A 14878-nucleotide genomic window follows, 5' to 3' on the forward strand; every position below is an offset into this window, starting at 1 on the left:
TCTAAGACTAAGAATATTTAATCTGGAAGTTTTCTTCTTTTTTGGACAATTTCTCTGATAGACATAACAAGTCGCTCAATATCCGAGAGTGTGGTTGCCTTGCTCATAAAGACCAAACGCAAATACCTGGTTTCATTAAATAGGGTTGAGGTCAAATAAAAGTCTTTATTTTTTAATAGCTGTTTTCGAATCTCGATTTGAAGTTGGTCGTCTCCTTCGTGTTTAAAACATAAGATATTGCTTTGAGGTGCAACAGGACAATCAAAATCGGGAAGCTTTTGCAAATAGGTATAAGCTTTAAAGGCGAGTTGGTACCTGCTATCAATATATTCTACAAGGCCTTGTTCACCAATTGTTCCGAGCACAAAGAATAGTTTTTCGCCAAGCCCGGATTTTGTCGTTTCCAAAGTCCATTGCAACGAATCATAACCCAGCTGGTCTTTTTCATGGAATAAATAGCTGGCGTTATCGCCAACATGGATTCCCTTGACTAGGTCTTCATGTTTTTTTACAAGCAAAGCCGCACATAGGGATGGAGTTTGTAATAGTTTATGTGCATCCCATGTTAATGAATCTGCACGGATAACGCCTTTGAGCAGATGGCGATATTTTTCGGAAAGAAGAACACTGGCTCCATGAGCTCCATCAACATGCATCCAAAGCCTGTTTTCTGAACAAAAATCCGCAATTTCATCCAAGGGGTCATAAATACCTACAGAAGTACTACAGGCATTAGCGACCAAAGCTATAGGCTGCTTGCCTTCAGATTTAACTTTACTTAGGGTATTTATTAGTCTATCAGGAATAATTGCACCAGTTTGGTCAACATCCACAAAAAATATGGATGATTTCCCAAACCCAATTACACCAGCTGCCTTGGTCAAGGAATAATGACATTCAGATGGAAGAAGTAGTGCCAAATCGGAACTATGACCGACTTCCCAAATGGCGGGAACAACCTTGCTTCTGGCAATAACCAAGGCGGTGAGATTAGCAATGGAACCTCCATTCACAAAGACACCCCCGCCATGCACTAGATTTTGTGATGTATTTGGTTTTTTATCAGGAATAGTTTTCCATCCCACATGCTCAAGCATCCAGTTTATCATAAAATGTTCAACAGAAGCCGAAGCCGGTCCCATTTCATATACGGAAGGCACATTATTGGTAAAAGCATTTATCAATGCCGCGAAAGAAGCAGCATAATGAGGTGGAGCACATTGATGTCCCAAGTAACCCGGATGGTGTAAGCGAGTATGAAGGTTTAAGTAGTCATTGACGAACTTCTCAAGTGTTGCACCCTGCAGTTCCCCTTTGCTAGTAATCTTTTTTAGATTTAAAATCTTGATTACTTTATGTAGCGGTTCTTGATTGATGACATTCACCCTACCTTTATTTGAAGCTTTGATAAAGGTCTCAAGGGCGGAAGCAATTTCAGAAATAGTGTTTATATAATCCATTAATATTGTATATCGTTAATATACGATTTAATATAAAACTATAAAACTACAACTGCAAGTCCCACGAGATACTTTTTGTGTCCATTATACTATTTTTTTTAAAGAGTATTAGTTTATATTTGCAATCCATTTTCGGGATGTGGCGCAGCCCGGTTAGCGCACACGCCTGGGGGGCGTGGGGTCGCAGGTTCAAATCCTGTCATCCCGACAAAGATTTTAAATGGGTATCAAAGCACTGTCGATTAACAAGTTGGCGGTGCTTTTTGTTTATAGTGGATTCGACTAATATTATCTGAAATAGGTTTAGTACACTATGTTTGAGTATTTGTTTACTACTAGACAGCTGGTTATTATGTCTCGCTAGCTTTTATTCCAAATTTTGAATTAACACAGTGGCTTCCAAAAAGTTCTTTCTGGTTCTATAATTTTTGTTTGAAGTAAAATCCACGTGGATGATTTCTCCAAACCCGGAATGTTTCTCTATAGAATGAATAGTTTTTAGAATAGAAGCAAAACTGCCTCTGAGCACAAAATTATAGGTGATAAAAGTAGTTTCGTTAACCACCGCAATATGGGAAGGATTATAATCTATAAGTGCTAGGTTGTTTTTTGAAACCTCCTGATTTATTATACGCAACAGATTATTTTCCATTGAGGTATTGTTGAGGTTTAAAACTTGAAGGATGGAATCTAAATATATTTCCTTTTTAGATAGTAGAAGCAGTTGTTGGGGAATATTCTTATATAGATTTTCCTCATTTTTCATAATGCGATACTCACTTTCCAATGCCAAGGTATTTGATATAGCTATTTTATAGCATAACCATAGTGATATCAATATCAATAAACCTAAAATTATATTCTTTTTCCTAAAACCCGATAGCATTAATTTGGATTTTAAAGTTAGAACTGCTCTTGTTTTTATAGTCGAAATCTTTGGTCTCAACCGATTTGACCCATTTCAACGCCTCGAGTCGAGTAATCCACGATGAAAAATTTTCATTGTCCATACTGGTACCCATTACCAAGATTTCTTGTTCTTGTAATTCAATGGGTTTGGACTCCTGGATAGGTTTTGATAGTGGTTGATATAGCAGTTTTGTCAACAAAATACTTGATGGTACAGTAGCTCCTATTTCATCCAGATAAAAGGATGCTTTAGAATTTGAAACGGACAACACCGCATCTACCTTTTTTTCTTTATCCTCAACCTTTTGTTGCATCGCGATCAAGCTTTTTTTGTTCGTGTTACTAAAAGACAAATTGTCCTTTAAGGATTGAACTTTATTAAAGTAAAAATTGAAAAATAAAAAGTTTACTAGCAATAGAATCAACATAAAAGCCAATGAAGAGCGCAAAAGCAGATAAAAAGCTCTTTTATTTTCAAATTCTCTTTGAAGATTGTTTAGTTCAGCATTGTAATTGGAATTGTAATCGACGTTGTTGAACAAAAAGTTCAAAATTCCAGAAAAGGCTAATAAGCCGGAACTTTCAATAGGCAGGCCATTGATATTGTACGTAGCGGAAGGGTTCTTTTTGGCTTTTATAATTTTAATTCCATTAGTTGGATTATGGTCAAGTCTTATTTCTTCGGAGTTAGTGAAAACCACATCCTGATTGATATATTCTATGATGGTGTTTAGTGAACATGGGCCTAATGAAAAACCAACAACGTTGAATTTTAGATCTTTCAATTTGTTTATATATGAAAGAATTGCGTCCTTTTTTGCAACGCTTATTACCGATTGTTTCTTAAGTTCTGAAATTTGAAAGTAGAAACTCTCTAAATCCAAACCAGGAAACGTATGCTCAACAACTGCTCTACCCTTATAAGTTGATTGAAGCTCCAAAACCTTTGTAATAACCCCTTCTGCATTGTACACTAAATATATTGGGGTTGTGTTTTCAGCAAATTTTGAAATATAATCAAGGTTGGTGACCCTTTCTTTATGGGTGATGGTGAGTTGGCCTTTCTTCCGTTTTACTTCCAATAAATGAAACGATATGGTCTCATCTATCTGATAGACCTCCAATGCATAAAAGGTTCTTCCTTTGGAGAAATATGTTTTTAGAAGGTCTAACACTAATATATAACCGTTGGTTTAATCAGAATTGTCAATTTTTGTTTGGAATCTTCTCTTCTTCTTTTGCTAAAAAGCCATTTGATTACCGGTATTCTTGCCAAAAAAGGAACTCCACTACCGCTATCATTTTTTACTTTTTCTTCAAGCCCTCCCAATATGGCCAAATCTTGGTTTTGCATTCTAATAATAGAACTAAATTCCCGGGAAGTTAATCCCGGTGGAGCATCCTCGTCAATACGTTCAGAGCTAAAATCGGATTGGATGACATTGATGTCCAAAGTAACCTGCCCATTGCCTGAAACCAAAGGTTTTATACTTACCGCCAATTCAGCATCTATGGGTTGAAAGTTCCGTATTTCCGATGCTGTTGGAATCTGCGACCCAAAAAAGTTCTGACTCGTGACTACATAATAGGTAGTTTCTCCGATAGAAAGATTGGCACGATGACCGTTTAAAGTAGAGAGTTTGGGGGTAGATTTTATTTTTATGTTTCCATTAGCTTCCATGGCCTTGATGGTGGCAAAAAACTCAGGAACCACACGCCCAATGTTAAAGGATCCGAAACCATCAAAGCCGCCAATAATTTTGTTGACTGTTTTTGCCCCAAGGGTCAAATCGGTTTCAGGGAAAATCCCTCCTCGAGTTGCTACGGGCTCATCTCCAATTCCCCAACTGATTCCGGTCTCAATTGTTGCAGACTTTCTTACCTCAATGAGCATAACTTCAATCAGCACCACCGGAACCGGTCTATCAATCTGTCGTATAAATTTTTTGAACCGGTTAATACTCGCTGCAGGTCCACTGACCAAAAAGCTATTGAGTTCATAGTCAATTTTGATATCTAAATCTGCAACTACATCATCGGGTAGAATACTGACAATTGCTTCAGCATTTGAAGAATAATCACCAAATTGATTGTTTTGAGTATTTATACGTCTAGTGTTATTCGTGTTTTGCCGTAAATTTCCTTGGTTATTTCCAAATCCGTTGACTCCACCGTTTTGAAATCCTCCTCCCACATAATTGACCCCGCTGTTTACGGTTCTCCCGGCTGACCTTCCGTAACCAGTTGATTGCATGGGGTCACCCAACAGCTCCACTGAACGATGCATCATTTGCACTACTTCTAATTTTCGCACGCTCAGTTGATCTGCGGTACCAAAAAAATATCGATCATTTTCCTTTTTAAAGGTAAAATTGGTGTTGTTTTGGGTAGGAGAGGGGGTTACATTGGCCCTACCTTGGTTTTGGTTGCGATTTCTATCTTGAGATTGGGTATTTTGTGATCCATTTGTGGAATTGATACCGGATGGTTGAACTGCTTCGCTTTCAAATATTTTTGTCAAGAGCTCATCATAATAAATCTGTTTCGCTTTAAAAGTAACATTGCCTGCCTGCGTTAATGGAGTTGCCATATAAATGTCCAAATCTAAGTCCAAGCTGATTTCTTGTACAATGTCAGCGATGGGGACGTCAGTGAAGTCAACATTCAATATTCGGTTTATGGTGTCCAATACCTGATAGTAAAAATCTTCACCCGAAGCACGACCACGAGAGCGTCCTTGTTTTGGTGAATTGTTTACGTCTGCCTGATCAAAAAGATAAAACCCGTCGCGAGACTTGGAGTAGATAAGATTGTTAGCTTCGGCTATATTTTTCATGGCAAGGTCCATCGGAACATCTTTAATGTAAATGGATAAAGGAATGTTCTCCATTCCTTTGGAATACAACAGATTTTGTCCAGATTCATCTATGATTTTCCGGAAAGCCTTTCCCAATGAGTCACCTTTTAAATCCATTGAGATAAGGTTGTTCAGAGCATCAAAATTTACAAGCGCTTCCTTCTCTGGAATAATCTCGGGAGGAGGACTGTATTTTAAAATGGAGAGAATATTACCAGTGAAATTTATATCCAAGCCATATTGCTTGCACAAGAAGACTAGTAAATCCGCTACCGTTACATTTGAGAAATTATTAACGACGTTTATACCGTGCAGACTGGGGTCAATGTTGATATTAATTTTATGAACCTGCGAAACAGCCAAAAGAAAATTTGATAAGGATACACTGTTTACATTGATATCGAGCTTTAAGTTCTCAGAAAGCCCTGGATTATCAACCGCCAGTGCTTCCAAATTGTTTTGAATACTTTGTATACGCAATTCCTCTTGCTGTGAGAAAACAGAAATTGACAAGAACAAAAAAATCAATAGGAGGTTCTTCTTCATTCGATCAGTTGGTTAATAAGGGATAAATTTCCTCTATCGAGGTAGTGCCATTTTCCATTAAGGAAAGCGCATTGTCTTTTAAGGTCATTATTTGTCGTTCTTGTAAATATTCTTGTATGTCCAACACATTGTTCTTTATATGTGGAATCAGTGTTTTGTTTATGGGAATAATCTCATAAATTGCTTTTCTTCCATTGTAGCCAGTATGGTGACATTCTTGGCATCCAACAGGTGAAAAATGAAATTTTAAGTCTTTTGGCGGATTAAAACCTTCAGGAAATAACTCTTTCTGAATTACATCTTGTCTTTTGCACTTAGGACATAGTTTTCTAACCAGCCGCTGTGCAACACTTATATTTAAGGTATTTGCAATTAGAAAAGGAGGGACACCCATGTCAATCAATCTTGAAATTGTGGCCCATGCAGAATTGGTGTGTATTGTGGAAAGTACTAAATGGCCCGTTAAGGCCGCTCTAATAGCCATGTTGGCAGTTTTCACATCCCGAATCTCACCGACCATGATAATATCTGGGTCTTGACGTAAAAATGTGCGAAGTGAACTGGCAAAGTCCAAGCCAATACTTTCTTTCAATTGCACCTGGTTGACTCCTTCTAGCGTATATTCAATCGGATCTTCAATGGTTAGGATATTGGTCTTGGCATCATTTAACAATTTTAAAGTGGCATAGAGAGTTGTGGTCTTACCTGAACCTGTTGGCCCCGATATTAAGACAATTCCGTTGGGATTTTTGATACCTTCCTTATAGCGACGAAGTTCATGAGCGTTAAACCCCAGATCTTCTAAACTTACCGATTGGGTGTCCTTGTTTAAAATTCGTAAAACAATTTTTTCGCCGAAAAGTGTTGGGAGGGACGATACTCTGATATCGAATTCTTGGTTGTTATATTTTACTGTGATTCTTCCATCCTGAGGCAATCTTTTTTCCGCAATGTCTAAATCGGCCCTGATTTTGATTTTATTTACAATGGTTGGATATTCATGAATTGGCACATTGAATTGTTCCACCAATTTTCCATCCAAACGAAAACGAACCCGGCATTGGGTCTCGTAAGGTTCAAAATGGATATCACTACTTCCAATGGCCTTGGCATTGATCAATATTTTCTCCAAAAAATCGGGAGTGTAGTGAAGTTCGCTATTTTGATTGACCTTAGCCTGTCGATAGTTTGCAGTCAAAAAATCTTGAAGCAATGGGGTCTCAAGAACTTCTAGCTTAAGGGGAACATCCAAAACAATACGTAATTCGGATAGAAGATCTTCTTGGGAAGAAGAATCTGTATAAAAGGTTAGGACATCATCCAATTTAGTTTTTGGCACAATTCTATAATGGAATGCTTGCTCAGCAGAAATCAACTGCACAAGTTCAGGTGCTAATCGTAATTTCTTTTCCTTAATATCCATAGAGCGTTGGAGATAGAAAGATGAAGCTATATGCGAATATAAAAATGAGAAATAAACTCATTAACCCAGCTAAAGGAACTGTTTGCAGGTGTAACTTTTTTTTAAAAACAAAAAACAACAGTAGTGCAAATAAAATGGCATTTGTAAAGAGGATAACAAATGTTATTGTTGGAAAACCAATTGCAAAGCCATAAAAAAACAAAATATCACCCAACCCTAAACTATGATTTAAAAACCTCTTTTTAAATATGATGCGAGTTGTCAAATACAGCACCCCTAAAATCAACGTGACAAATAACACATTCAAAGCGATATAATTTAAAAAGGCCAAAGGTTCTGCAGTGTTTAAAAAATGAACAAGTCCCAGTAAGATTGAGGCCAACGGAAACAGAAACCAATAAACTTGTCGTTCCTTAAAATCCTGAATTGTAATGTAGCCTAAGCAAATCATGGTCAAAACTGTTAGTGCAGTAATCAATCTTTAATAATTTGTTTGGGGTTGCCATTTTCATCCACTTCCCAAACATTGAACACCCCGTCTCCATCAAAATCGGTGATGGCTTCTGCTCGTGCTTTGAAGGTGGCATTATCGGCACTCAGAATTTCATATACATAATTGGCAGTTCCATTTTCTTTAACAGTTCTGGGCGGTTCAAAATCCAACTCTCCTATGACATTGGAATACTTACTGTGCATATACCTATAGGTGGTCTGCGCATTGTAAATAGCCTTTAATTGAACCTGTGCTTCCACACTTTTGGCCTTCGAGATTAAAGGCATTAAGTTAGGAAGAGCAAGCAATAATAGGATGCCTATGATGGCCAGCACAATCAAGGTTTCTTGCAAATTGATAGCTAGGATTTTTACTTGCAATATGTGAGGGGAAGAGGTTTTTTTCATGAGACCGGTATTGGGATAAGGTGCTTAAGCCTTAAAAAAAGTATTTATTCGAATCCTACTCGAAATGTAATTTTTTTCTGCTAATTATCTATGGAATATTCTATAAATATTTTCAGATTAACAATTCAAAAAGTTATCAACAAGGTGTTTTAGATATTAAAGTTTTAGTATTCAATATGTTATATAGATTAATCCGAATTAGTTGTTTTCAAAATTATATTTTATTCACAAAATGATTAGAAAAAGTTTAAAATTAAAAAGTAAATTTCTTACAGAAATTGAAATTTTCACCTAATCATAGTTTCAACACAATGTCAACAACCTCGATCAAAAAATCCACTCGGCCATCTATTTTCTATAAAGCTTCAATCCAAAACTTTCTTAACAATTGGTGTCTCGGATTAGGACCGGGATAATCGCAGTACTAGTTTATCACTTTGTCAGTGTAAAAAGAAGCCGTTACCTATGAAATTTGAGTCAATTTATAAATCGACCAAAAAAAAGATTGCCTTTTTTCAAGTTGCCTACAAAATCTTGTAAAATTACTTACAGCAAAGATATTAGCATGACCTCAACCAAATTCAATAATCCCTCAGACACCTCATTTTTTAAAAAACCGGAACTATTTAAAATAACTAAAATGGGAAATGTGGCTTCGTTCGTCATTATATGGACTATGTTTTTTGTTGTCAATTTTTCAAATGCGCAAGAAATTCATACCCAGGCCAACGCAGCAAGCATAGACAATGAAAGCAATAGCATCACAGGTTGGGGAGGAAATTTATTGACTACATCTGAATCAAATGATTTTTATTCCGGTAGCCATAGTATAAAATTTGAGGCACCCACTAATGGCTGGTATCGCGGTGAATACATTTTTTCAACCACACCCGGAGAGCAATATGAAATATCGATTTATGCTAAAAGCTCAAGTTCCACGGGTCCTGGCTTTTATTGGGATGGATTCAACGAGACTAGTTCTATTAGTATTGGAACAAATTGGACTGAATACACCACAATTCGAACAGCAAGCGGAACAAGTGGAACAATTTGGGTCTATACTGGTGTCCCTGCGGTAACCGGAAACTCAGTACTAATAGATCACGTTTCAATAACACCTCTGAACAACTTAGCACTTAACAAGCCTACCATGCAGTCCAGTGTTTATGGTGGCCTTACTAGTGATTTAGCTGTTGATGGGAATACCAACGGAGACTTTCATACCCATACTCAAGAAGATTTAAATCCATTTTGGCGTGTGGATCTCCAAAACCCTTACAATATTGGAGACGTTAGGATTTTCAACAGAAGTAGTTCCAGCCAATCTGTTTTAGATAGGCTGGTAGGCTTTAAACTCTACATTGGAAATACTGATAGCACCAATCCCAATGATTATATGGAAATCATGACCCTTGATGGTTCGTTAGAACAATCTTCCGGAAATACTGGGACTACCGGAAGATATGTTATGATTTATGGGGCAGGTTTAAATGAATTTCTCTCACTTGCGGAAGTCCAGGTATATGAGAGTGGTGGTCCAGATACTCAATCTCCTATCTCCCCAAACCTTTCAAGTACAGGCCAGACCGATACCACTGCCGATCTTTCCTGGAGCAGTGCAACGGACAATATTGGCGTAACGGGCTATAAGATTTTCAAGGATGGAATCGTTGAAACCACCTTAGCCAATGTAAGCACGTATCAAGTGATCGGACTTACCGCGAGCACTGCATATAGTTTTACTGTATCAGCATTAGATGCGGCCGGAAACGAGAGCCCTGTCAGCAATGCGGTTTCCATTACCACAGATGCAAGTTCAGGTGGAGGTGGAGGTGGTTCCTCGGTGTGGACAGAGGCCAACTCCGTGGCCAGTTATAGTGGAGATGTTGCAGTTGGTACAGCAAGCGTCCCGACCGGATACAAAATGGCCATCGATGGCAAACTTATCACGGAAGAGGTCAAGGTACAGCTCAGTGGCAACTGGCCGGATTATGTCTTTAAGGAAGACTATGCCCTGCCCACTTTAGAAGAAATCCAAAAATACATTAAGGAAAAAGGGCATTTGCCCAATATCCCATCTACCGAAGAGGTAAAAGACCATGGAATGGAACTTGGGGAGATGAATAGGCTACTCTTGGAGAAGATTGAGGAGTTGACACTGTACATCTTACAACTTAAAGAAGAAATCAATTTGCTAAAGAATAAATAATTATGAGAAAAAATCTATCACTTCCCACCCTTATCATATTGGTTTTTTGGGCAGGCAATAGTATAGCCCAATGCCCTGATCAATTAACAAACCAAAGTACCTCAATCACCCTGTCACCTGGCTATCCACGGTCTGGCACCAATGCAACGGGCGTACAAATTGGGGCTTCATGCGGGCTTAACATAGTTGGCGACTTAGGTGCAACATGGGCGAGGTATGAAATTCCCATAAATGTTGCTGATAATGGACTTGTTTCAGGAGATCAAATTGAAATTTCGATGGATGTCACCAATGCTACCGCAAATTTTATCTATGATGTGAGAAACGGTAGTACTACTTTGGACTCGTCCGCTTTGCCCGTATTGGGTAGAATAATAACAGTGCCCTCGGGCGCCACTACCTTGCTCATTCGGTTGTTCACCAATAATAACCAAAGTGATGTCAGTGGTTCGTTCGATATTAGTAACCTAAACGTCGCTAAAGTGGGAGCAGGAAACAATGACACCCAAGCCCCAACAACCCCCAACCTAACTGCCACAGGGCAAACCGATACCACCATTGACCTTTCCTGGAGCGGAGCTACTGATAATGTTGGGGTTACCAATTACAAAGTATACAAGGACAATGCATTGGAGGCTACAGTCGGGAATATTACAACCTATCAAATGACCGGACTTACTTCAGGAACAAGCTATGCTTTTGCGGTCAGGGCCTTGGATGCAGCGGGTAATCAAAGTACGGCAAGTAATATCACGGCAAGTACCATGAATTCTTCCGACACCCAAGCTCCTAGTGCTCCAACCCTTTCAAATTCTGGTAATTCTGATGCAACAGTTGACCTCTCTTGGAGCGGTGCTGCTGATAATGTTGGTGTCACAGGATATAAGATTTTCAAGGATGGAACACTGGAAGCCACTCTGGGCAACGTTAGCACCTATACAGCAATAGGGCTTACTGCAAACACTGCCTACAGCTTTACAGCAACGGCTCTGGATGCTACTGGGAACGAAAGTCTGGCAAGTAATAGTGTTTCAGTGACCACGAATGCAAGTCCAGGAGGGGGAAGCTCCGGAGATTCTGTTTGGTCGGAATCAAATTCAGTTGCCAGTTATACGGGTGATGTGGCCATAGGGACAAGTTCAGTTCCCTCCGGGTATAAATTGGCGGTTGATGGAAACATCCGTACCCGCAAAATTCGAGTGGACCAAGATACTTGGCCAGATTATGTGTTCAAGAAAGGGTATGAACTGCCCAGTCTTGAGGAAATCCACAAACATATCAAAGAAAAAGGGCATCTGCCCAATATCCCATCCGCTACAGAAGTAAAAGCCAATGGGATTGAGCTTGGTGAGATGAATAAACTGCTTTTGGAAAAGATAGAACAGATAATGCTACATATGATTGAACAAAAGAACCAAATAGAAAATCTGCAAAAACAAATAATTGCAATACAAAAAATTAGAAATAACTGAAATTCTTAAACATGAAAACGATCTTTTCAATTGGCTTTGCATTGATTCTGATTTGTGCAAGCACCTCCATCAGTGCACAAGACTTACAAACTCATGGCAATGCGGTAAGTGTTGGGAATGAAGGGAATTCGACCTCAGGCTGGTCTGGAAACGCAGTCTTGACAGCAGATACCTCTGACCCGCATCATGGGGCTTATGCTATGAAAGTAGTATCTACAGGTACTGGCAGTACCAGCAGGAGAGCAGAGTATACGTACACCGCCTCTATAGGTGAAACCTATGACATTAGTATCTGGGCCAAAACGGGTGTGCAGACTTCTGACCCGGCTTTCGCCTCTTGGACTGGGGTTACTGGTTTTACCAATCCTACGTTAATATCTACCAATGGAGCATGGGCTGAATATACATTTACAGTTACAGCTACTTCGACTTCTCCTTTGATTCTTATCTATACGGGCTCCAGCGGAGGAGGTTCCGTAGGCGACGAGCTGTATATCGATAGAGTATCCATAACATCACAAGGTTCTGCGGATACCCAGTCCCCATCAACACCGACCAACCTATCAAGTTCTGGAAACTCAGATATGACGGTGGACCTTTCTTGGAATGCCGCTACGGATAATGTTGGGGTAACGGGATACAATGTGTATCAAGATGGTACCTCAGTTGCTACAAATATAAGTTCAACCTCCCATCAAGTTACCGGACTTACGGCAAGCACAACCTACAATTTTACCGTTACAGCTCTTGATGCTGCGGGCAACCAGAGTATTGCAAGTAATGCTGTGTCTGTAACTACGGATGCAAGCTCTGGTGGAGGCTCGGGAAGTTCCGTATGGTCGGAATCAAATTCCGTGGCCAGTTATACTGGCGATGTGGCCATAGGAACCAGTTCAGTTCCCACAGGCTATAAAATGGCCATTGATGGTAAGCTCATAACAGAGGAAGTTAAGGTACAGCTTAGTGGCAATTGGCCCGATTATGTCTTCGAGGAGGGGTACGATTTGCCCACATTAGAGGAAATCCAGAAACATATCAAAGAAAAAGGGCACCTGCCCAATATTCCATCAGCGGAAGAAGTAAAGGTCAATGGATTTGAACTTGGGGAGATGGACAAATTGCTTTTAGAGAAAATTGAAGAACTCACTTTACATACGATTGAGCAGCAAAAACTCCTCAATGAACAACAGGAACAGATACAAAACCTCAGGGAAGAGGTTTCCAAACTAAAAAAGAATCACAACTAGATAAGTAAAAGACATGGAAAAGACGACTTTGTTCAGTTTCATTATCCTTTTTGCCCTATCGGGAAATATGGTAAGTGCTAATGCAAAAATCAAAACAAAAAAAAAGGACACATCAGAGGAGATGTATATGTTTCCTGGTTGGAACCGTAAACAGGCCATCACTATTCAGGCTGTCCAGGTGGCGGGATCTACGGACCTAACTAACTTCCCAGTTCTGATAACACTTGACCATCTTAATAATGAAATTGTAGATGGAGGCGCTAACTCCGCTCTGAACGGGGGTGGTGACATCCGTTTTTCAAGCGACGCAAATGGTAACAACCAATTAGCGATAGAGGTAGTGGAATTTGTGAGCAGTACTACATCTGCCGATAGAAGGTGTCAAATTTGGGTAAAAGTTCCTAGTTTGTCTACAAGTGCGGATACCACAATTTACATTTGGTATAACAAATCTGGTGAAGCTCAACCAGCGTCCAATTCAACTTTTGGCAGTGAATCTGTGTGGTCAGGTTACAGTGCTGTATGGCACATGGAAACTGATCCTTCCGGAACTATACCCGATGTTACCGGCAATGGACATGGACTTAATAGCACTGGATTTATGGATCATTGGGATGTGAAGTCTGGAGTTGTTGGCAATGCCATCGAGTTTGATGGTATCAACGACCAAATGTTGATAAGTGGTAATCTTACATATAACACTTCTTTTACCTTTTCTGTCTGGTTTAATTGGGATCAACCTGCTGCAAGTCATACTTACTCTGGAATTTTAACCAATAAATCTCCGTGGGATGGTTTTTGGACTACATCAGACGGAGGTAATCGTGCTATTTTCTATGATGGTGGCCAAGAATTTACAGCCGCTGGAAGCGTTGTTCCGAACACAACCACACGATATGACTTCGTTGCTACGAATGGGGATATCGAGCAATTTATTAATACTGTGTCCAATGTCAGCAATACCCAAGCCTTGGATGGTGGTGCATTTGATCACGTTGGTTCTGAGGGCGATGCGGCCTATTTTCCAGGTTGGATTGATGAACTTAGAGTAGATAGTGTAAGTAGAAGTACAGGTTGGTTGACTACCGAGTACAACAACCAATTAAACCCTTCCACGTTTGCTTTCGCCGGAACCCCCGAAAGTGTTTCTGGTGGAGGGGGTGGTGACACTCAATCTCCAACATCCCCAACTCTTTCAAGCACTGTTCAAACTGATACCACTGCTGATCTGTCCTGGAGCGGTGCCACCGACAATATCGGTGTAACTGGATATAAGATTTTCAAAGATGGAGCTTTGGAAACCACTCTGGGGAATGTGAATACGTACCAAGTGACAGGGCTTACGGCCAGCACCGCATACAACTTCACAGCAACCGCCTTGGATGCTGCAGGAAACGAGAGTGCTGCTAGCAATTCGGTTTCTGTAACAACTGATTCCAGCTCTGGAGGTGGAAGCTCCGGAGGTTCCGTTTGGTCGGAATCGAATTCCGTTGCCAGTTATACTGGGGATGTGGCCATCGGGACCAGTACAGTTCCCACAGGCTATAAAATGGCCATTGATGGTAAGCTCATAACAGAGGAAGTTAAGGTACAACTATCAAGCAATTGGCCAGATTATGTCTTCAAAGAGGGGTATGATTTGCCCACATTAGAGGAAATCCAAAAACATATTAAGGAGAAAGGGCGTCTGCCCAAAATTCCATCCGCAGATGAAGTCAAAACAAATGGTATTGAGCTTGGTGAGATGAACAAACTCTTATTAGAGAAGATTGAAGAGTTAACCCTTCATCTCCTACAACAAAATATTAGAATTCAGAAACTAGAAAAAATCAATAATGAACTATCCCAAAAATAA

Annotated in this window: 10 protein-coding genes and 1 tRNA gene; 5 read left to right on the forward strand and 6 right to left on the reverse strand. The window is 39.7% G+C overall.

The annotated features are described in order from the left end of the window. Nucleotides 1-17: 17 nt before the first annotated feature. Nucleotides 18-1460 carry a pyridoxal phosphate-dependent decarboxylase family protein gene (locus ACOKFG_RS09750; protein WP_422861146.1) on the reverse strand — a complete coding sequence of 481 codons (1443 nt, stop codon included), beginning with the start codon at nucleotides 1458-1460 and terminating at the stop codon, nucleotides 18-20. A gap of 133 nt (nucleotides 1461-1593) precedes the next feature. Here ACOKFG_RS09750 and ACOKFG_RS09755 point away from each other — a divergent pair. Next, nucleotides 1594-1668, forward strand: a tRNA-Pro gene (locus ACOKFG_RS09755). 159 nt (nucleotides 1669-1827) lie between these two features. Here ACOKFG_RS09755 and ACOKFG_RS09760 read toward each other — a convergent pair. From ACOKFG_RS09760 to ACOKFG_RS09780, 5 genes are all read right to left on the reverse strand, one after another. After that, nucleotides 1828-2253, reverse strand: coding sequence for a hypothetical protein (locus ACOKFG_RS09760; RefSeq protein ID WP_298793774.1), 426 nt, complete (start codon nucleotides 2251-2253; stop codon nucleotides 1828-1830). Nucleotides 2254-2329: 76 nt separating this feature from the next. Further along, the gene (locus ACOKFG_RS09765) at nucleotides 2330-3544 is read right to left on the reverse strand and encodes a PilN domain-containing protein (RefSeq protein ID WP_298793775.1); all 1215 of its coding nucleotides are present in this window, start codon (nucleotides 3542-3544) and stop codon (nucleotides 2330-2332) included. Beyond that, nucleotides 3544-5772, reverse strand: a complete 2229-nt coding sequence (locus ACOKFG_RS09770; protein ID WP_298793776.1) for a general secretion pathway protein GspD — start codon at nucleotides 5770-5772, stop codon at nucleotides 3544-3546. Before ACOKFG_RS09770 ends, ACOKFG_RS09765 begins: the two co-directional genes overlap by 1 nt. A gap of 4 nt (nucleotides 5773-5776) precedes the next feature. Next, nucleotides 5777-7195 carry a GspE/PulE family protein gene (locus ACOKFG_RS09775; protein WP_422861147.1) on the reverse strand — a complete coding sequence of 473 codons (1419 nt, stop codon included), beginning with the start codon at nucleotides 7193-7195 and terminating at the stop codon, nucleotides 5777-5779. A 474-nt stretch (nucleotides 7196-7669) separates the two neighbouring features. Further along, nucleotides 7670-8095 carry a general secretion pathway protein GspG gene (locus tag ACOKFG_RS09780; RefSeq protein ID WP_299484890.1) on the reverse strand — a complete coding sequence of 142 codons (426 nt, stop codon included), beginning with the start codon at nucleotides 8093-8095 and terminating at the stop codon, nucleotides 7670-7672. 565 nt (nucleotides 8096-8660) lie between these two features. On the opposite strand from ACOKFG_RS09780, the gene ACOKFG_RS09785 reads away from it, so the two are divergent. Genes ACOKFG_RS09785 through ACOKFG_RS09800 form a run of 4 tightly spaced genes read left to right on the forward strand, consistent with a single transcriptional unit; the run spans nucleotide 8661 to nucleotide 14878 of the window. Then, a complete protein-coding gene (locus ACOKFG_RS09785) occupies nucleotides 8661-10304 on the forward strand; it encodes a fibronectin type III domain-containing protein (protein ID WP_298793779.1) in 1644 nt (547 codons plus the stop codon). Nucleotides 10305-10306: 2 nt separating this feature from the next. Then, the gene (locus tag ACOKFG_RS09790; protein WP_422861148.1) at nucleotides 10307-11776 is read left to right on the forward strand and encodes a fibronectin type III domain-containing protein; all 1470 of its coding nucleotides are present in this window, start codon (nucleotides 10307-10309) and stop codon (nucleotides 11774-11776) included. Nucleotides 11777-11787: 11 nt separating this feature from the next. Further along, nucleotides 11788-13023, forward strand: coding sequence for a fibronectin type III domain-containing protein (locus ACOKFG_RS09795; RefSeq protein ID WP_422861149.1), 1236 nt, complete (start codon nucleotides 11788-11790; stop codon nucleotides 13021-13023). 13 nt (nucleotides 13024-13036) lie between these two features. Beyond that, complete coding sequence (locus ACOKFG_RS09800; protein WP_422861150.1) at nucleotides 13037-14878, forward strand: DUF2341 domain-containing protein; 1842 nt, start codon at nucleotides 13037-13039, stop codon at nucleotides 14876-14878.

Origin of the sequence: Flagellimonas rhodophyticola (assembly GCF_049332665.1) — a bacterium.
GTDB lineage: Bacteria > Bacteroidota > Bacteroidia > Flavobacteriales > Flavobacteriaceae > Flagellimonas.